This window comes from Thalassospiraceae bacterium LMO-JJ14, assembly GCA_021555105.2.
Lineage (GTDB): Bacteria > Pseudomonadota > Alphaproteobacteria > Rhodospirillales > Casp-alpha2 > UBA4479.
Window position 1 is genome coordinate 294,384 of sequence record CP134604.1, and the last position, 19,109, is coordinate 313,492.

Consider the following 19,109-nt stretch of genomic DNA (forward strand, 5'->3'; position numbering starts at 1 on the left):
CCTGATACAACGAATTGAGCCCCGCATCATGAGCGATAAACCGATCAGCCGCTTCCCGGTCCCCGACCTGCAGGACTTGCCCCCGGACCTCCGCGACAAGATCCTCGCCGTACAGGAAAAAGCCGGCTTCGTGCCGAACGTTTTCCTGGCACTGGCGCACAGACCGGACGAGTGTCGCGCCTTCTTTGCCTATCACGATGCGCTGATGGAAAAGAACGAGGGACTGAGCAAGGCGGAACGCGAGATGATCGTCGTCGCCACCTCCAGCGCCAACGGTTGCCAGTATTGCGTGGTGGCGCACGGCGCGATCCTGCGTATCCGCGCCAAGGACCCTCTCGTCGCCGATCAGGTCGCCGTCAATTACCGCAAGGCCGACATCACCGAACGGCAAAAGGCGATGCTCGATTACGCGTTGAAGGTCTGCCTGCACGCCGAGACGGTCAGCGACGAAGATTTCGACACGCTACGAAGCCACGGCTTCGACGATGACGACATCTGGGATATCGGCGCCATTACCGCCTTCTTCGGCATGAGCAACCGCCTCGCCAACATGACCGCCATGCGCCCCAACGATGAGTTTTACACTCTCGGGCGCGGCTGAGCCGGCACGGCAAACGACCCCGCGCCGACCCCCGGTCGTGCCGCAATAAACTTACTAAATGGACACCGGGTCGTTGGACAGAAACAACGCGCCGCCGTAACCGGCCTCGGCCGGGATACGCACCATCCTGCCCTCGGGCGTCTCGACGCTTTCCGGGCGCACGGTAACGACCGGCGTGTTGCGTGTCGTCTCGATCGCCTCGTCGACCGAAGCGAAAGCGCAAAGCCGCTCGACATTCAGCCGTGTCGCAAAAACGAGCTTATATTTATTATCTCTGGCCGCCGCGAGCAGCACCGGGGGCGCAATCCACATGGCTTTCGTCACCTCGCCATCGTCATGTGCGACGTGCTGATCTTCCGCATAAGGCGCCACAAAAAAATGTGTGTCGAAGCGTTTGCTTCGCGACGGCGGCGTGATCCAGTGCGCGAACGGAACAAGCCGGTCGACAGCACAGGCAAGACCCTCGGCGCGCAGCATATCGGCGAAGGCCAGTTCACCCTTGCACACCGCATCCCGGTACTGTTGCTGCAGACGTCCGGCGGTTGATTTCGAAACCATATCGCCTGTCGAACTGCGGCGCGCCAGCAGGATGCCGCTTTCTTCGAAGGTTTCCCGGATCGCGGCGATTTTAAAGGCATCACCGGCCTCCTCGCCGGCGTGCGCATGATCCGAGGCATCGACCCGCCCACCCGGAAAGACAATGGCCCCGCCGGCAAAGGCGATCGCTTTCTGGCGCACGACCATCAACGTTTGCAGCGGATGGTTTTGCACCTTGCGTAACAGAATAAGCGTCGATGCCGGGCGTGCCTCGGCCGGACCATCCGTCATGAAACTTTCCTGCATAATTGTCGGATCCGTTGACTGGCGCCGGACAAGATTAAAACGCCGACACAGCGGATACAAATCCTCCGGCGGAAGAGCCGATGACCCTTCCGCCCGGCGTTCGTCATTTCGGGCATAACCGTTCAGCCGAAGCCGAATCCGAGATCGTCCGAATATCGCTTTGTCACCTTGTCCGCACCGTGATCCGCAAGGGCAGACGCGAATGCGCCTTCTGTTTTCGGCCCGATATCGCCATCGACCTTCAAAGGTTCGGGCTTCGGCGCCCGGCGCTTCTCAGCTGCCTCGGCATCGAGATCGTTGAGGCTCGACTGCAGCGTCTCTGCCGCGACCTTCGGTTTCCGTGCGCCGAACAACGGCTGCACATCTTTCTCGACCGTATCGCGAAGACCCGGCTTAGCCCGAACGGGCGTCTGTCCAGCATCGGCCATATGTTTAAAGCCGCCCATGGCAACGGCTTCCTCGGTTTTCGCCGCGCCCCGCTTGGCAACCGTGGCCGCCAGCCCAGCCCGCGTTTTCTGCCCCGGATCGCCGTCGACTTTCAACGCCTGACCCGCCAGATTGAGACCCACCTGCAGCACCTTCGCGGCGTTGGCGAGACCGTCCTTCCCGGCGCGTTTCGCCACCGCCCCCGCGATACGGCGGATGCCGTCGGCGAGCGGGCTACCGTCCGCCGATTTGGCAGGTGTCGCTTTTTCCGGTACCTGGCGGATTGGCTGCACCGGCTTCATGCGCCCGGTTTCGTCATGCGGTGCCGGATCGTTGCCATAGTTGAGCACATAGAAATCGCGTCGCCTTTTCTCCAGTTCCGTCCGTAACGGATCGTTCGATTGCAAATCGTGATACCAGCGCCCGAGATCGAGCGCCTCGGCCTCGGTCAACTGATCGGCGGACTTGAACAGCAGTTCGTCGCGCCCGCCGTCTTTCTCGGACGGCATCAGCGCCGCCTTCATCTTCGCCGCGTCGGGCGAGGATGCGTCGGATACTTCATTGGGTTCAGGCTTGCCCCTTTCCGGTTTAGCCGTGTCGCCTTTATCGGCATGCGGGCCGAAACCCTGGGCTTCGTCGTTCGGGTCCAGATCGTTCTGGTCCGGCACCCCGCTTTTCGGCGGATCGGCCTCATGCTCACCCGATTTCAGCTTTGCCCGGCGGGCTTTCTCGGCCTTGATCTTCTGCGCCAACGCCATTCCTTCAAGAATATCCTTAGCGCTGACGGCCGTGTCCACCGTACCGATGATTTTCTTACTGGCCTTGGTCAACGCGGACATTTCGCTGGGCGCCGCGCGCCTCTTCAAACCGGCATCGACAGCGGCCTGAACGCCTTTGTCCGCGTGGCCGGACGATGCCCGCTCATCCGGACCACTCAATGAGCCGGCGCCGAAGAAATCCAGCTTCTTATTTTCCTCACGCAGACGTTCCTCAAGATTGGCAAGCCCCTCGTCGGAGACATCTTCGATATTCAACAGCCCCCGCTTCACCATCGCCGCATCGCCGGTGTAGCCGCGATCACGGACGTCGAAGACCAGTAAGTTGTATTCCGCGCGCTCGTGATACTTCCCAGCGCCAGGAAAAGCTTCTCTCACTTTAGCGATTGCATTTTCGAAATCTGAATCGCTGCTATTCGGCTTCAACTGCCTGAAATACTCGGGGACGCTCCCGGGTTTTCTTTCTATATCCATTTTTATTCTCCTGAATGAGACGCCAAACCGTCTCTCGACATCATTCTGGCGTAACAAGTTGAGCGATAGCCTCGCTCGTGGCATGCTTGCCGACATGGCAAGAATTCTATTTTTGCGGAAGTCCAAGGTGCTGTTTTGGCTTCCCTTGGTCGCGCTATGTTCTACTTCACCAGCGGCAGCTGATGGGACGTTGGAACTTGATAAAGCGCTCAATCAAAAAAATTATCTATCGGCGCTTCGCATCGGCGAAGAACTGGCGAGTAACGGCAATGCACGCGCCCAATACGTGCTGGGAACCATGTACGTGCAAGGCAACGGAGTTCCGAAAGACATTCCGGGCGGCGTCGCGTGGCTTGAGAAGTCAGCGCAGCAAAACAACCCCGACGCGCTCGGCCTGTTGTCATTGCTTCATTACTGGGGTGTCGCGCCCAACTCCGAGAAGGTCAAAGCTTGGGTGTACGCTTACAAAGCCTTTGCACTTGGGGAAGAAAAAATTTCTGAACTCGAAGCTCGGACACTTTCTGAACTGACCAAGGACGAAATTGATGCCGGCGCTCTACAGATTAAAGAATGGGGAAAGAAGTGGAACATCGAACTCCCTTGATACCTCGCACCTCTTTGGAATCCCGTGATCTTTGAAAAGATCCTGAGCCGGACATGCTTGCCGACATGGCAAGAGCACTGTCTTTCCCGAAGCTCAGAAGCCGAATTAGGCGCCAATAAAAAGCGGCCCCAGTGGGGCCGCCGGTTCGGACAAAGGTCCTAAAAAATAAAATGTCTAATTGGATGATAGAATCGGCACCACGATCAAAATGCCGTACTTGCTGAAGTGCTCCTGTCCACCCAGCATTAATGCCATATCCAATTTAGTCTCACTTAGAATTATATCCATATTGCATACGTCGCGATTATGTTTTGCACCATATGTAATCGTGACGAAATTGTACGCGCTCCCGGTTTTAGCCAATCCAACCAATTCCTTCTCAAACTTCAAAAGGTAACCCGAGTATTCCGGCTTTAAATCTTCCGGCCTCACCGGTAGCGCCAGCGGTTCCTTTGACCAATCGATACCGTCCAGTAACGGCCCCGCAGAGCTGAGCTTGAAACGCCCGATTTTTCCGAACTCGATGGCGTCCGGCGTGATCGTCACGTCGCCGTATATATCCTGATACCCTTCGTATATCATTTGCCACACCCCCAGCATGTTCGGCGGGCAGCCCGCCTTGGGCGGGAACAGGTTCGGCGCCGGCGGTTGCGGCCCATCATCGGCGGCTACACCAGCCGCCCCCGCGATCATCCAAACCGCAAAAATCAATATCGCAAACTTTCTCATACGATCCTCCGTCGCCAAGACTACGCCCATGCTATGCACAGATTAACGAATAAACTTGTCATTGCCGTCGAAATGAAAGCCGCGTTGCGTCCCTTCAAAATCGCGCAGCCGGGCATAGGCATGGTCGGTTGTCGTCAGCGCGTCCTGTCCTCGGCCTCAAAGCCGGGCGGGTCGATGTCCGCCGGGACTGGTTCCGCCAGCGTTAAGAAAAACACCAACGCCAATCCCGTGCCGACGGCAATTGGCACGCCGAGAACGGCGCCGATCCAAAGACGCCACTGTAACAGCTCTTGCAGTCGCTGAATTTCGAGCTCGCGTGGATCCATGTGCTTCTACCTCCTCTGGTTGCACTTCCCGTTATGAACGGGCCAGCGGGACTTTTTCACACCCCCGGCATTAAACGTCGAAATCGGTTTCTATGCGGACTGGTGCCTTGCCGGTCCGCCATGCCGTCATGGCACGGGCGCGGGGATCACGGGTTCTTGTCGTCTCGCCGAAGCGGACCGGCTCGGCAAGCAGGCACCCGGCGACGGCGTCCAGCCCGTCATCCGGCCCCGTGCCGCCCGGTTGCCATTCCCGCATTTCCCGAATGAACGGACTGTCCCAGACACGGCCGGCGACATTCAATCGCCCGGCGGCAAGGACGGCATCGAAGGCTTCAAGGATGCGTGCCGTCTTGTTGCGGCTCGAGGCGTGCTCGATCACGGATGCGCTAATCCCGGCCCGGTGCAGTTCACGGCGGAAAAGTCCCGGCAGAAACTTGCCGATGCCGTTGGTCTCGATCGTCACAGCCGGCACAAAATGGCGGCGCACGAACGAAACCGCCTGACGGCATAATTGCGTCGCTTCGTCGATTTCGTGGGCAAGTTCCGGGACGTGGGTCAGGTACTCGACGCCATGCAGCCAGTAGCCGCCATCCTGATCCGTGAACACGACGGCGATGACACTGGCGTCGCCGCGTCCAGGTCGCCCGAAGCTCGGATCCCAGAAGCACGACGCCGATAGGAGCCGGCGTTTGCCCAGGTTCAACAGAGGCTCGCCGTTTCCCTCGCGGTATTCAAGCTCCTCACCGTAGGTTTGCAGCCGGTCCGGATCGAGCCTCGAATCGACGACATTCGACGGTGACAGCATCATCTGGCTCATGAACTTGGCGGGGCCGGACCGGCTGCGCATAGCTTCGATCCGCTCAACCGAAAACCGCTCCGGCCAGCGCGACCTGCCGGCATCGTCATAAACCGGCAAGCTCAGTCGGTGAAAGCCGTCAAGATACGGCCTGTCCTCGCCGGCATCCGGTCGGGCCTCTTCGGCATAGACCGAATAGTAGGTATGCGGCGTGCCGACGAACAACCTGAGCCCGCCCGGCACCAGGATAAAATCGACCTCGTCCAGACGCTCGCGCAGTTCATCACGCTTCAACGGCGTATCGCAGGTGTTCGGCACCTCGACGTCATCGCAGATCACGATATCGGCACGTGACCCCGTAATGTTCGCGCCGATCCCCTTCGCCAACATCGACGGATCGCGATGCTCGCGCGCTCGATTGACGGTAAACCGGTCGGATGCCCATTCCTCGCTCGCCGCCGGGCGCAGGCCCTGCGCCAGCGGATGGCGTTCGAGAATACGCCGGACATTCCGGACCATCTTTTGCGCAAGCTGGTGATCGGCCGCCAGGACCATGATCCGAAGCTCGGGGTCCATCAGCAAAAGCCAGGCCGCGAACAACCCGACCAGCGTTGACTTGCCCGAGTTCCTGAATGCCATGAGAAGCAACTCGCGATCCCCGCCAAGCCAGCGGGCTGCCAGCCAGCAAGAAACATCGAAATGCAACTTCGGTGTGCCGAGCCCCTGCACGTCATTCCAGGCAGCAACAAAAACGGGCAGGGTCGGCTTTTGCATGTTCGTCACTCCCTGGTTTGTTGGTTGTCATCTGTTTTGGCATAGGCATCGACGGTCGCTTCGGCACGGGCCAGAAGTGACGCAGTGTCATGTCCTGCCGCCGGCACTTTGCCAGCCGGTGCATCGACAATCCCCGCCAGCTTCAACAGTGCTTCGATATGCTGCAGCGCTGCTTTGCAGGCCGCCTGATGCTGCTGAAATTCCTTCGCATCGCTTGGCGGATCGGCGAAAGCAACACCCCTGTAATTTTGCAAGGCATGGCGGATCGAGACCGGCAGCGATTTCCCCAAAACGTCGCGCGCGGTCTCTAGCGGCGGTTTCCTTGCCGCTCGCCGCACACGCACTTCAGGTTCGGATTTCATAGAAGTCTCCTAACGTCAGGTTAAATGCAGACGACCGATATCGGTCAGCGTTCTCCGGGGTGGAAGCCTGTTCCGAACGCCCCCGAGTTCGATGACATCTGGCCCGATGAAATAATCTTTCCACCTGTGCCAACAATCGTGTTGAGAATGCTGTTGCGTGATTGGAGCAGGCTCTGACGCTGCTGAGCGCGCTGGTTTTCACGCAGGCTTTCTATGCCGAAGTCCACCATTCGCCTGTCATCTGCGATGCTCTCTTCTGTCTGCGAGGATATGCCCTGCAGCAAGGCGTTCGCTGAGCCCCCGGCGGATGACACGCCGCGCGCGCCGAACGATGCGCGGGCCGTTGCCTGTTCGCGCTTGGCCTGCTCGCGCATGTCCTTTTCGCGCCGTTCCTGCTGCATGCGCTGCGCCTCGATCTGGCGATTGGCGGCCGCCTGCTGAGCGCGTTGCTGCGCGCGTGCCTGTCCTTGTGCTTGTACCGTATTTACCGCTGTCGACAACGCCGCGACAATTGCTGCTTCACCCATAATCTTCTCCTAAGCTGTTTGTTGATTATCCGTTTGCGGAAATTTTTGTCGCCACCGACAGAAGCGTGAACGGCAACGGCACGTCCTGGCGGATCGACCACAGAGCATCCGGGCCGACAGTCCGCCAGCCGAGCGCGCGCACCGTCTTGTCACCGGTGAACGATGGCCGCGGCTGATCGAGAAGCCCCGGACCCAGTGACTGGAACGGCACTTCCGCATACCCGCGTCCGACATCGAGCGTCAGCGCGGACGTATCCTGCAGCCGCAATGTGACCGAGATCGGGCGCACCTTTGTGCCGAGACCGCTATTCGACCCGGACAGGATCGGCGGCATCGGCTCGACGATATGCTCATACGCAAGTCCCGCCTCGACGGAGGATGCCTCATAAGCAAGCGAGATTGCCCCCGATGCAGCCGTCGCATCATCGCGTGGCGCGCCATCGGCGAGTACGGCGAGTGCCCGTCCTTCAAGGTGGTCGAAGCCGCTCCATGTATCCGTCGGCGTTTCCGATGCGGCCGTGACGCCGCTATCGGTGGAAAGCGACGCATCGAATTGTTCGATCAGATAGGCGCCGCCCCTGACGATCAGCAGATACGTATCCATGCCGACGACGGCAACGGAAATGAAAGCGCCGTCGGTCGACTGCACAGACCACGCATTGACGTTCTCGGCACGGTAGACGGTGAGCGTCCCCAGGGTCCCGTCCCCCATGACTACATGCAGCAAGCGCTCGGCATTGTCATAATCCTGATCCAGCGGCGTCTTGATGAGATGTTGTGCCGTGGTTGCCAGATCCGTTGCCTGATAGGCCTGTTCCACATCGGCGAACAAAAATTCGCGGATGCCGGAGCCGTCCCGCGGCACGAAGATCGTCGCGCCGTCGACATCCCTGGGCGGTACCGAACGGTCGACCGGCGAGCCGATGCGGGTTTGCCGCTTGAGCTGCAGGTTCTGCGGCGTCAGCGGCTCACCCGTCACCATCCATTCCGCGCCCGAGGTAAACACCTGCAGGTGCCGGCCGGAAAACACGGCGCGAATGGCGTTGACCTGATCGGACAGGATGGCGAATTCAATCGCCTCGTCATCCAGCCCCTCGCCGAGATCGAAATTGAACAGGTCGGCTGACTTGGAAATCCACAGCCTGTTCGGCAGATCGCGCGACCCACCGATGACCAACCGGTCCTGATGGAAGCAAACCGAAGTCGGCCAGCCGCGAATCGCGGAAAACGCCTGCTCCTCCCAGTCCTTGGTCGCTGCCGTGTTGGCCAGCGTTTCCTTGACCGTTGCGGTAGCGGATGTCGCCGAGGCCACCGCCGTGATCAAAACTTCCTTGTTGCCGATCCGTATACGTCCGTTCACATGAGCAGCGTCGAACACGTTTGCCGACGCCGTCAGCGTAACCGAGCCCGAGGTCGCGCTCGGCGTCAGGGTCACTTCATCATCGGCGTACTTGTGGTGCGGCTGCTGGATACGGTCGACGGACGCACCCGTATCCTGTTCATCGAGAAACGACCACGTCGAGATACTCCACGATGTATGCGACGATCGGGTGATTTTTCTCGGTTCCACATCCGGATGCACGACGAACAGAGTATCGGCGCTTTGCACCCAGCTTATCTGCGAGACCTGCGCCGATGTCCATGGCGTCCCGAAATCGCATACCTGGACACCGTCCTTGTAAACATCGACGTGTTCGTCGGTGAAGACCAGCAGGTAGACCTGTTCGGTATTGAACTCGAATGCCAACAGCCGCCCGGACCCACGGGCCGTATCGATATAGCGAAGACCGGGCCGGCGCGTGACGCCGCCGGTCGGATGAACGATGACATTTCGGAGCTTTCCGGCACCGTTCCCATAGGAGCGGAGATCCCCGCGCCCGAGCAGACGCGGTGAGATCTCGCCCCCGGTGAAGTTGGATTTATCGATATTGATCTGAACCATTACGAACGCACCTCCACCAGCGAGAAGTCTTCAAGGTAAACGGAGGATTCCTGTTGCCCGTCGATCAGCTTGGCTTGCTGAAATGCGCTTTCGGCAAGCCGGGTGAGCACTTCGGAACGGGACGTGGAATCCGTCAGCGGAATACAAAATTCTGCCGCCAGACGCACGATCAGCGCCTGATCGAAGAAGGCCGGAAAGGTTTCTTCTTCGGGCCGAAAGATATAGGTCAGTGTCACTTCGGACGCGTCCGTGTGCAGCCGGCGTTCGGCGATGCGGTATTGTATGCCGCGGCCGCGACCGCTGATCCCCGCCGACAGCACGCGCAGAAAATCGCTCGGAAGCTGGTACGCATACGCATAGTCGGCGACCGGTTCGGCGGCGAGCCTGGCGAGGCCGATCTGCCCCGTGGCAAAACTCCACGGATACGCGGATAAAAGCGCGTCGCGAACAGGGCCGTAAAGGCTGGCCGCGACTTCCGCCTCGGCGGTGCCGTCCTCGAACGACGTGATACCGTCCGCGCCCAGTTTCATGAGTGCGCGCGAACAGATTGCGATGCCGGATAAAGCCATCGTCTTGTCTCCTTCAATGATGTGTGGACATAAAAAAAGCGGCCGGAGCCGCAGTGGTCGAATATCGGCGACGCGCGCCTAGTCGGAGAATCCGAGCATCGACGTATAGGACTTCGTCAGTTTCTCAGGCCCGTTTTCGGCGAGCGCCGAACGGAATGCATCCGTGGTCTTAGGCCCGATATCACCGTCGACCTTGAGCGGTTCCGGTGCGGGCTTGTTCCGCTCTTGGGCCGCCTTTGCGCCCAGATCGTTCAGGCTCTCCTGCAACGTCTCGGCCGCGACTTTCGGCTTCCCAGCCCCGAACAGAGGCTGCACCTCTTTCTCGACGGTCCGTTTGAGACCCGACGCCGAGCCGCCGGTGTTACGCTCGGTCTCGGCGAAGTTTCTGAATCGTCCGATACCGAACGCTTCCTCGGCCCTGCCGGCGCCGTGACGCGCAACGGTGCGTTTCAGCGCCGCCTTGGTCTTCGGCCCGGAGACCCCATCGACCTTGAGCACGTCGCCAAACATCGACAGGCCCGACTGCAACGCCTTCACCACGTTTGTCTCGCCGTCATCATGCACGGGCTTGGCGATCCGCGCCGCGAACCGTTGCAGTGCGTCCGCCACCGGCTCACCGTTCGGTGACGCCAAAGCCTTCGGTTTCTCAGGCATCTTGCGCACCGGTTCGGGTGCGATCATGCGCCCGGTGGCATCGTTATCAACGGGTTTGTCGCCGTAGTTGAGAACATAGAAACCACGGCGCAGGTTTTCGATCTCAAGGCGTCTGGGATCGTTGGATTTAAGTTTCCATGACCATTGACCGAGCGCCTTGGCCTCGTCCTCGGTCAGATCGTCGACGGGTTTGAGCATCAGATCGTCGAGGTCACTTTCGAATCCGCCCGCGCCCAGGTCTGTGCCCTGGTCCGTGCCTTGATCCGTACCACGGCCATTCTTGCCGCTGGCGACAATCGCCATTGCCTTGGCCCGCGCGGACTCCGGCACGCTGTCAGAAGTCGCATCACCGTCGTCAGTTTGCGGCGCGTTCGTTTCGGCATCCTCGGCAGCATTCCGCGCCGCCTCGGCCCCAAGTCCCACGCCCACAGGCGCTTTGGAAACTTCGTCCGGTTCGGCTCTCGGTTTTTCGACATCGTCCGGGACCAGTTCACCACCTCGTTTCCAGTACTCACGGATCGCTTTGCGGCGCTCTGCACCCGGCTTTGTCTGGGAGATAATCTTTTCCATATCGCGGAGATGACCCCGGCGTTGCGCCAGATCACCTGCGCCATAGCCAAAATCACCCATTTCATCGAGTTCCTGTTCGGTGAACATCTTGTCGATGCGTGCGTCCGCACCGGATGCATCCAGCGCGCCCTGCGCAAGTTCAACGCAGTTTTTACCGAATAGCTCATATTCGCCCGGATTGGCCCGCGCATTGGCAATGTATTCCGCTGCCTTCTGCGCTTGCTCCTTCGTCATGGGGATTGATCGCTCAATAACGGTCGACTTGCCTTTGCGCTCGGAATCATCCCGCACTACCCCCGGCGCACCACCGATGACGGCGCCGACTTTCCCGGCAATTGTTTTATCTCGAAGATGCTTTCCGATGATCGGCTCATCGATGCCCGGACCGGTCACGCCAACCGAAAAATGTCCGAATTCGTCGCTTTTGTCGGCATAAATTGTCAGTTTGTAATCGCTCATAACCCTTACTCCTGTTCAAAGTTGGATGATTTCCAGGACACGCCCGGACCGTTTGGCGCAAACGCACCGTAAGAACCCGCAAACACGGGATTGGGAAAACTCATAAATTTTCAGGAAGTCTTCGAATTTACGTTCTGGCCCGTTCATAATCGAAACTGACAACCACCTGGAGAACACACATGCCAATGCAAGAGCTATTCATGCGCAGCCGAAACGGCATCGTGGCGACACTGATCGTTATAACTGTCGTGATGTACCTTTTGCCGCAGGCCTACATCTTGGTGCAGGTCGTGAAGACAAATGAATCGGTTTCCACACTTATCAGTATCGCGTCGATTGAAATTCTCTGGATATATTACTGGTACCCACTGGCAGGACTTTCCGCAGTAAACGCGTTGATAATTTTTCGCACAGAGCGATTGAGAAAACGTGTCGCCTTTTGCCTCGTGGCAGCAGCTATGTGGCTCTTTTTTATCGTAAATCTTATAACAGTAATCCAATTCGCAATACCAGGGTGGCTTACATTTGTGCTCGGCATTTCAATACTCGCGTACCCCCCCTACTTTTTGCTCCGATGGATACTTCGAGATGAATGCCGGTTTTCCGGTTCGGTTCTTGAACACCTTGCCTTCTATGCCGCTTTCGCGCTGCCCCAGATGTATATTGTTTTTCGCGGCATGCTGGACCCCAAATTCTTTGAGTTCTTTTTCTGATGCCGACGCAAGAGCGATTCATGATTTTGCACGTGCACTCCAATCGAAAAGTGGCCTACGCGGCCGTCCTGATCAGCATAAACCGTCAGTTTGTAATCGCTCATTTGATATACTCCTTTGTTGGATAAGCTTCTGGTTTACCTACCTCATAAAAGGCAGGTTCATGTTTGCCACTTGGCAATGGCCCACACATACAAATGCGCCAAACTATTAGGCGCCTAATAGCTGGTGTAAGTGCGGAAATTTATGTGCCTTAGGAATGAAAAAACCGTCCGAACCTTACATAGTCCGGGTGCATGATATCGGAGGGCGAAATGCAGCACCGCAACGGCACCGAGGTGCTTCGGATAATCGTCGTATTCAGCACGCTGGCGAGCGCCTTGGCGCTAACACTTTGGTTGCCTTATTCGATCGTTTATGAAGCCGCCGCGGGGAACAGCGATGTCCATACACACATCCGTTTAAACCGTTTTTATGGGGATATTCCGGGACTTATTGGCATTGCCCTCGCAACGTCGTTTTTTACTTTCAGGGCTCGTTCGATCAGCAGGCATATTTTAATACCCGTGACGTGTTACGGCATTTACGTTTTCCCGATGAGTTATCTGGCATCGTCGCTGACGATCATTCTGCGCACGTGGTATTCGCTGGCGATTGCAGTGCTTGTGCTGGGCGTGCCTCTATATCTATTCATAAGATGGCTTATGCGCCGCACTCAGTTTCCTGTACTATCGCTATATGAGCGGGGAACTCTTTTTCGCTGATCGTGTTACCACTCGCATTGGGGAGCCTGCTGTCCCACATATTTGTCATCACATCCAATTATTTCATGTGACTGACGCTGTTGTACCTCTACCCACAAGTTTGGCAGCATGCAGAAATGGTGTGAATTGCCATGGATAGAACGTTATTTGATTTGTGCGGTCTTTATCGCTTCTGAAGCCATACATCTCTTTGGGTACTGGGTTGAGAACGACTGGTATTACACCGTGATATAGCACCGCCTAGGCACTTGGCTTCCGTCGAATCCATTTTTTCTTTCGCCGCTCCGTTCATAATCGGAACTGACAACCACTTGGAGAACACACATGCCAATGCAAGAGTTATCCATGCGCAGCCGTAACGGCATCGTGCGCCAGGGATCGATGGACGACGGAGCCGGCATTACGCCGGCCCCTTCCATACCTTGACGCCTTTCTCGACCGAGCGGCCGACGACGTAGCCGCCAACACCGATCTTGAGCAGATCCCACATGTCGTCCGGGATCTCGGCGCTTGCCGTACCGAAAATCGGCACCAGGATGTAGTTGTTGGCGACGATCACACCGAACAGGCACATCAGCATCGGCCGCCAGTTACGCTGCAGCCAGCTGTCGCCGTTGGCCTCGGCGACGATGATACTCGCCGCGGCCTCGATTTCCTTCATTTGCCCGTCCAGCACTTTCTGCTGCAGGACGGACTTGATCTTCGCCGCCTGGTCCTTGTCCTCGACACTCTGGTCGATGATGTCGAACATCCCCTTCAACAGGGGCCCGGCGACACTTGCGATTAATCCGATCATGATACCTCTCCTCAGTTCCGGTTATCGCCGCTGTTCGAGTGCGGTGTCTGTTTGAGCAGAATGTCGACGATCCGGTCGGTTTGACGGGCGATGCCCCGGGTTCGCTCATCAAGGCCGGAAAGCTGTGAGTCGAGCAGCTTTTGCTGCTGCTCGATCAACTCGATCCGGTCCCACTGCTTGCGGCGCAACGCGACATTGTCGTCAACCGCAATTTCCAGCGCGTTGATGCGGCTGCCGGTTTCTGCACGCCATGCCGCTTCCGTATAGAGAAGCGCCACGGTCTGCACGACGAGCGCGGCGATGATGCCGATCGGCACGCGCTTATCCATGTGCCAGGCCTGGTTATCCTCGCTCATGCGCCACCCCCCTCGGGGTGCGCCGCCTGTGCCGCGCGGACCTCCTCAAGTAACGCCGTCATCACCGTTGAGCGCTGACCGGGTGCCGTCGCTTCGATGATATCGGCAAGCACGACCATCAGGTCATATTCGCGTTCCGTCGCCGGTGCGTTCCTGCCAAGGGTTTCGCGCTGATTGCGTTTCCAGGATTTACTCATGTCTCACCTCAATAAGTTGCGATCAGGCCGACACAGTCGTGCAGCCGGATCTGTTTGCTGTTGGCTGTCGTAATTTCATAGACAAGCGAGGCGCCGCTTTCCGCCGACACATCGGCTTCGAGCCGCCACAGTTCCTGACTGTCCGCCGATATATCCCCGACCTTTGTCCAGGTGCCGGTGACCTTGGTGGTGCCGCCATCGATGGATATTTTGCCGACGATATCCGTACCGAAGGTGACACTGTCGACCGGCTCAAGAGTGAAGTAGCCGATGACATCCAGCGGGTCGGCGGTGCTCAGTGTCACCGCCGACGGCGTCAGCGTCATGTCGCCCGGCGATGCCGTTTCATAGAACTCGACCCCGGCGATACAGGCCTCGCCATGCGGTGAGTTCACGTCGATTTCAATGCGGTGGTAACGATAAGCGCTAGACGTCGTGATCCCGCTGTCAACCGTCAGGATGGCGCTGTTGGCATCGGCAATGGTGTTGCTCGCCAGCAGTACGTTGGAGGATGAAAAATTATCCGTAGAACCATACAACTTGAATGTCTGAGTCCCGTCACCATCACGGTCATAACCGACATCGTTGGTCGCATAGACGACATACTTCGAAATCGTCTTGGTGTTGCCGCTTCCCCAATCCTTGCCGATGTAGGCCAGGGCGCCGCTGGTCACGGTTTTATAAGCACCGGCAGCATACCCCTTATCCGTTGTCCCGTCGAAAGCCGCCGCAAGCCCGCCGCCCAACGTCATATCGCCGATCACTGTTCCTGTTCCACCCGCAACGAGGGCTTGTGACGGGTTGTGATAATAATCCCCGGCGGCGTCATACGTGGCATTTAGCGATGTTGCCAGACTGTCGCTCTCGAAGTCGTCCGACAGCCAGAACTTGCCGACGCTTCCGGTGATGACGGTGGCGTCGTTTGCCGCCATGGCATAAGCGAGCGCGCTGACCGCCATGTCACGGGCAAGCTGATCGGTTCCCGCGAAAAGTTTGGCAATGGCCTGGGCAGTCCGCAATGGTGTCATCGCCTTGGTGTTGTCGCCGCCGATTTCGGCCTCGCTTTGCGTTGCGATTCCAATATCCGCCAATGCCGGAAAGGGATGACGGTGATCTGCGGCGCTTAGTTGCCCCGATGATCCGGCGCTTCCCCCGCTGCTCCCAGCAGACGGCACTGCCTGAGAAATAACCGCGACATCGCCCAGGTCGGCAACGGCAGTGATGGTCACATCGCCTTCGGCATCGAAGGTCAATGCACCGTCCGCACGCGCGGCCGCACCCGGAAGTTCCAGCACGGCTGCAGCGTCGGTGCGCTGCAATCTGACAGTCCGCCCAAGATCGTCATTGATCTGCTGCAGGACGGCAGTTTGAAAATCCAGCTCGTCATTGATGACCTTGGCGCGGAATTCACCCGACGCCTGAAAGTCGGATGTCCGGGCGATGGTCAGGCGCCGTAATATCAGAATTACAGAACCGTCATCCGGAGGCATCGCAAAAATCACGGTGCCGCCGGTACTTTGGCCTGCACCCGTAACCGTATATGCGGTGCTCAGTATCTGCAGAACTCCGTCGACATAAACTTCTAGATCGGGTCCTGCAAAGACAGGGAAGGGATACGCATAGGTCGTCGTGACGCCGTCGCCGGTATAATTTATACGCGGCGCAACATCACCGATCTGAATATGATCCGTCATAACTTTACTCCTGGTTCATTGAATTGAAGAGACGCATACGCACTGAGGAAGCGCGGTTCGCTTGCCTACGCGTACGCCGTCAGTACATCGCAATCAGGCCGACGCAGTCGTGACAGCGGACCTGCTTATTGTTGGCCGATTTCAGCCGATAACTCAGCGATGCCCCGGCCTGCGACGAAACATCCGTCTCGATCCGATATAGTTCCTTACCCACCGCGCCGAGATTGCCGACCTTGGTCCACGTCCCCATCGTAAACGTGACGCCGCCATCGATGCTGATCTCCATCGTCAGGTCGGTTCCCGGTGTAATGCTCTCCTGCGGTTCAAGAACCACATATGCCATCACGTCCGAAGGATTGGCGGTATCAAGTGTCACCGCTGAGGGCGCCAGCGTCATGTTCGCCGGCGCGCCAAGGTCAAAACCGAAATTATCGATCCTGTCGTATGAACCCGGCGCATTGACGCCGACGGCGATATACACGTCTGCGCTCGAGGCCGCCGTCATGGTCCGCAGCAGAACATCGTTCTTGTAGACCTTGAACGTCGAGCCTTCCCGGTTGATCCGGAACGCATCGCCGCCGGCAACGGAAATCGTCGCTTCGGAGCTATTGTCGCCCATCAGATAAAACGTGTTTGATGCATGCATGATGCCAAACGGAATGTTGGCGCCTGACAGTCCGAAATCGACGCCCACAGTCGAATTGAATGACCCGATTGCCGAGGCCAGCAGGCAGGCGACTTTTAAACCTGTCGTGCCGCTGGTGCTACCCACCGTCGTCCAGGTAAAGGACAGGTCAAAATCTCCGCTGACCACGGCTGTCCGATAGATGCCCAAGTTGTACGTCGTCGGCATGACGCTGCCGTCCGGTGTCAGCGTGAAACTGCCGACAGCGCCGGCATAATCGGCCGACGCAAACGTCACAAATGGCGGATTATGATAATAGTCACCGTTGGCATCATAGAGTGCGCCGGTAGCCACACCGAGACTGTCGATCGCAAAGTCGTCAGCAAGCAAGAACGGACCAACGTTTCCCGTAATGCCTGCGGCATCGTTCGACGCCATGACATAGGCGAGTGCGCTCGCCGCCAGATCTCGTGCCGTCTGATCCAGGGGAACGCCCAGTGCGGCAAAAGCCTGCCCCGCGCGGAGCGGCGTCATGGCCTTGGTGTCGTCCGTACCTGCCACCGCATCGGCCTCGGACGCGATACCGAAATCCGTCAGTTCCGGCAAGGGATGCGCATGGTCGGCGGCGCTTACCTGCCCGGATGATCCGGCCGCTCCTGAACCGCTGTCCGCAAGCGGCAAGGCCGTTGAAACGGACAGGCCCGTGACGGTGTCGATAAAACTGCTGATTCCGGCGTTCCCGTCCGCATCGAATACGACGGCCCGCCCGGACCTCGAAGCCGTATCCGGCAGCGTCAGTGCCGCCTGTGTATCCGTTTTCGAAAGCCGGAGCGAGCGGACAAGGTCGTCGTTGACCTGCTGCAGCCCTGCCGACAGGAAATCCAGTTCGCCGTTGATAATCCCGGCTTTGAAATCGCCGGATGTGACGAAGTCCGACGTGCGCCGAATGCTCAGGCGACGGACAAGCGTCACCGCAGCATTGGCAGGCGGGGGCGAAACGAAATCGACAACACCCCCGGCGCGTTCGCCCGCGCCTGCGACCGTATAGTCGGCATTTAACGTCTGCATAACGCCGCCAACAAAAACTTCGAGATCCCGTTCGGAGAAAATGGCAAACGGATAGCTGTAGTGCGATATCGTACCGTCCGCCGTGTAGCGGACACGGGGGGCAACATCGCCGATCTGGATTTGATCACTCACGATCATTCTCCTTTCCTGGAAGCGATAGAACGGGTCACGCCCTATTCCACGTTGTTGTAGAAGACATGCCGTCCGATGGTGGCGGCGATCTCGCGGCCCTTGGCCCAGGGCGGCTCGACACCGATGGCGTGATAATGCGTGGCGCCGTCGGTCGGATCCTTGAGCGCACCGCCCAGCGCGCGTCGGGCGACGCGCTTGCAGGTCTTGAACACACTGTTGCCGCCGTCGACCTTGAGCAGTTTTTCCAGGTTTGGATCCTCGTCGTTCCAGCACGAGAATTGCCACGGCTTGTGACATACTTCGATCAGGTCGTTGCCCCACCAATATCCGCCGCGGCGTCTCGCACGGCGCACCCGGTTGAGGATCACACACGCCACGGCCTCCTTGCCGCGCACCGGCTCGCCTCGTGCTTCGCCATAGATCGTGCGGGCCAGCACATCGATTTCCCGATCGCGGCGCGCGCAATCGTTCGCTGTCTGTTCAGACATCGGTCTTCTCCTTCTTCGGTTTTGAAAACAAAAAAGCCGCCGGCGGGATGCCGGCGGCGGATGAACCTTCGATTTATCGTACGAACGTATTTATGTCATTCAGTCGACGACAATCTCGTGCCAGTGCGCATCGAACTTGCGCCGCACGGTCGCTTCATCGTCACCCGGTTCTAAGTACTTGTAGAGGAAGACCAGAACCTTCTTGTCGATGGGCGCCAGCGTTATTCGGTGAATTCGGTCAGCGCCGTCATAGGTTAGGCTTTCGCGGTAAATCCGATGGTCATTCCTAACGCCGAAGGACTGATAAATTTCTTCAAGTAACGCACTCGCCTGCGCGTACTCGTCCTGATCCTCATCTATCAAAATAAGGACAGAATCAATTGTATCTGTTTCAGCATCAACGTGAATACAGGTGGCCCCGTCCACCTCATGCTTGAAAAATTCGCCACACCCCGCAGCGGCCCAAATTCTCTGCATCTCGGATTGGGCAATCACACTGATCAATGCGTCGTATTTTACTGATCTCTTTGAGACCAAGGTTACGCGGATATCGTCCAGCACTGCATCTATTTCGTCGATTGCACGGCGAACGGCACCATTTTGGGACGGGTGTTTCAGAAAAGCGTAGTATTTCGGTGATTTTAACCAACGATAGATATTGCCGCTCCCCTTCTTGAACTCGTAGGTCAGCAGAACCTGACGCACAAACGCCCAGTCCCGCTCGGCGCCTTGCGCGTCTGCACCAAACGCCGCGTGCGGCAACATGGCAACGAGCCCGGCACTTGCCATAGCTCGCCACCATCCGCCATTCGTCAGCACATCGATGATTGTTCGCTTCACTATC

Annotated in this window: 21 protein-coding genes; 4 read left to right on the forward strand and 17 right to left on the reverse strand. The window is 58.1% G+C overall.

The window, feature by feature from the left end; genetic code table 11:
* The first annotated feature begins 28 nt into the window (after positions 1-28).
* Positions 29-601: a peroxidase-related enzyme gene (locus tag L2D14_01380; GenBank protein ID WNK00092.1), complete on the forward strand. Its 573-nt coding sequence runs from the start codon at positions 29-31 to the stop codon at positions 599-601.
* A 54-nt stretch (positions 602-655) separates the two neighbouring features.
* On the opposite strand, the gene L2D14_01385 is transcribed toward L2D14_01380, so the two are convergent.
* Both L2D14_01385 and L2D14_01390 read right to left on the reverse strand, forming a co-directional pair.
* Positions 656-1,429: an NUDIX domain-containing protein gene (locus tag L2D14_01385; GenBank protein ID WNK00093.1), complete on the reverse strand. Its 774-nt coding sequence runs from the start codon at positions 1,427-1,429 to the stop codon at positions 656-658.
* Positions 1,430-1,566: 137 nt separating this feature from the next.
* Positions 1,567-3,120 carry a hypothetical protein gene (locus L2D14_01390; protein ID WNK00094.1) on the reverse strand — a complete coding sequence of 518 codons (1,554 nt, stop codon included), beginning with the start codon at positions 3,118-3,120 and terminating at the stop codon, positions 1,567-1,569.
* A 58-nt stretch (positions 3,121-3,178) separates the two neighbouring features.
* Between L2D14_01390 and L2D14_01395 the strand changes: the two genes are divergently transcribed.
* Positions 3,179-3,724 (forward strand): hypothetical protein, encoded by a 546-nt coding sequence (locus L2D14_01395; protein WNK00095.1) that lies wholly within the window; start codon positions 3,179-3,181, stop codon positions 3,722-3,724.
* Positions 3,725-3,898: 174 nt separating this feature from the next.
* On the opposite strand, the gene L2D14_01400 is transcribed toward L2D14_01395, so the two are convergent.
* From L2D14_01400 to L2D14_01435, 8 genes are all read right to left on the reverse strand, one after another.
* Complete coding sequence (locus L2D14_01400; GenBank protein ID WNK00096.1) at positions 3,899-4,453, reverse strand: hypothetical protein; 555 nt, start codon at positions 4,451-4,453, stop codon at positions 3,899-3,901.
* Between the two features lie 134 nt (positions 4,454-4,587).
* Positions 4,588-4,779 (reverse strand): hypothetical protein, encoded by a 192-nt coding sequence (locus L2D14_01405; protein ID WNK00097.1) that lies wholly within the window; start codon positions 4,777-4,779, stop codon positions 4,588-4,590.
* Between the two features lie 70 nt (positions 4,780-4,849).
* Positions 4,850-6,349 (reverse strand): phage terminase large subunit, encoded by a 1,500-nt coding sequence (gene terL, locus L2D14_01410; GenBank protein WNK00098.1) that lies wholly within the window; start codon positions 6,347-6,349, stop codon positions 4,850-4,852.
* Positions 6,350-6,354: 5 nt separating this feature from the next.
* The gene (locus tag L2D14_01415) at positions 6,355-6,711 is read right to left on the reverse strand and encodes a hypothetical protein (GenBank protein ID WNK00099.1); all 357 of its coding nucleotides are present in this window, start codon (positions 6,709-6,711) and stop codon (positions 6,355-6,357) included.
* A gap of 44 nt (positions 6,712-6,755) precedes the next feature.
* The gene (locus tag L2D14_01420; protein ID WNK00100.1) at positions 6,756-7,238 is read right to left on the reverse strand and encodes a hypothetical protein; all 483 of its coding nucleotides are present in this window, start codon (positions 7,236-7,238) and stop codon (positions 6,756-6,758) included.
* 25 nt (positions 7,239-7,263) lie between these two features.
* Positions 7,264-9,180: a hypothetical protein gene (locus L2D14_01425; protein ID WNK00101.1), complete on the reverse strand. Its 1,917-nt coding sequence runs from the start codon at positions 9,178-9,180 to the stop codon at positions 7,264-7,266.
* The gene (locus tag L2D14_01430) at positions 9,180-9,749 is read right to left on the reverse strand and encodes a hypothetical protein (GenBank protein ID WNK00102.1); all 570 of its coding nucleotides are present in this window, start codon (positions 9,747-9,749) and stop codon (positions 9,180-9,182) included. Before L2D14_01430 ends, L2D14_01425 begins: the two co-directional genes overlap by 1 nt.
* 78 nt (positions 9,750-9,827) lie before the next feature.
* Positions 9,828-11,432 carry a hypothetical protein gene (locus L2D14_01435; protein WNK00103.1) on the reverse strand — a complete coding sequence of 535 codons (1,605 nt, stop codon included), beginning with the start codon at positions 11,430-11,432 and terminating at the stop codon, positions 9,828-9,830.
* 179 nt (positions 11,433-11,611) lie between these two features.
* Here L2D14_01435 and L2D14_01440 point away from each other — a divergent pair, with 179 nt between their 5' ends.
* On the forward strand, positions 11,612-12,145 hold the full coding sequence (locus L2D14_01440; GenBank protein WNK00104.1) for a hypothetical protein: 534 nt from the start codon (positions 11,612-11,614) through the stop codon (positions 12,143-12,145).
* Positions 12,146-12,459: 314 nt separating this feature from the next.
* The gene (locus L2D14_01445; GenBank protein WNK00105.1) at positions 12,460-12,909 is read left to right on the forward strand and encodes a hypothetical protein; all 450 of its coding nucleotides are present in this window, start codon (positions 12,460-12,462) and stop codon (positions 12,907-12,909) included.
* A 400-nt stretch (positions 12,910-13,309) separates the two neighbouring features.
* Here the strand turns inward: L2D14_01445 and L2D14_01450 are convergent, their stop codons facing one another.
* The 7 genes from L2D14_01450 to L2D14_01480 form a co-directional block, all read right to left on the reverse strand.
* Positions 13,310-13,705, reverse strand: coding sequence for a 3TM-type holin (locus L2D14_01450; protein WNK00106.1), 396 nt, complete (start codon positions 13,703-13,705; stop codon positions 13,310-13,312).
* Between the two features lie 11 nt (positions 13,706-13,716).
* Entirely contained in the window at positions 13,717-14,061 is a 345-nt protein-coding gene (locus L2D14_01455) for a hypothetical protein (protein ID WNK00107.1), read from the reverse strand.
* Positions 14,058-14,258, reverse strand: a complete 201-nt coding sequence (locus L2D14_01460; GenBank protein ID WNK00108.1) for a hypothetical protein — start codon at positions 14,256-14,258, stop codon at positions 14,058-14,060. Before L2D14_01460 ends, L2D14_01455 begins: the two co-directional genes overlap by 4 nt.
* 8 nt (positions 14,259-14,266) lie before the next feature.
* Positions 14,267-15,952 carry a hypothetical protein gene (locus L2D14_01465; GenBank protein ID WNK00109.1) on the reverse strand — a complete coding sequence of 562 codons (1,686 nt, stop codon included), beginning with the start codon at positions 15,950-15,952 and terminating at the stop codon, positions 14,267-14,269.
* A gap of 79 nt (positions 15,953-16,031) precedes the next feature.
* A complete protein-coding gene (locus L2D14_01470) occupies positions 16,032-17,777 on the reverse strand; it encodes a hypothetical protein (GenBank protein ID WNK00110.1) in 1,746 nt (581 codons plus the stop codon).
* 41 nt (positions 17,778-17,818) lie between these two features.
* Entirely contained in the window at positions 17,819-18,265 is a 447-nt protein-coding gene (locus tag L2D14_01475) for a cell wall hydrolase (GenBank protein ID WNK00111.1), read from the reverse strand.
* Positions 18,266-18,364: 99 nt separating this feature from the next.
* Positions 18,365-19,105, reverse strand: a complete 741-nt coding sequence (locus L2D14_01480; GenBank protein ID WNK00112.1) for a DUF2927 domain-containing protein — start codon at positions 19,103-19,105, stop codon at positions 18,365-18,367.
* Between the last annotated feature and the right edge of the window lie 4 nt (positions 19,106-19,109).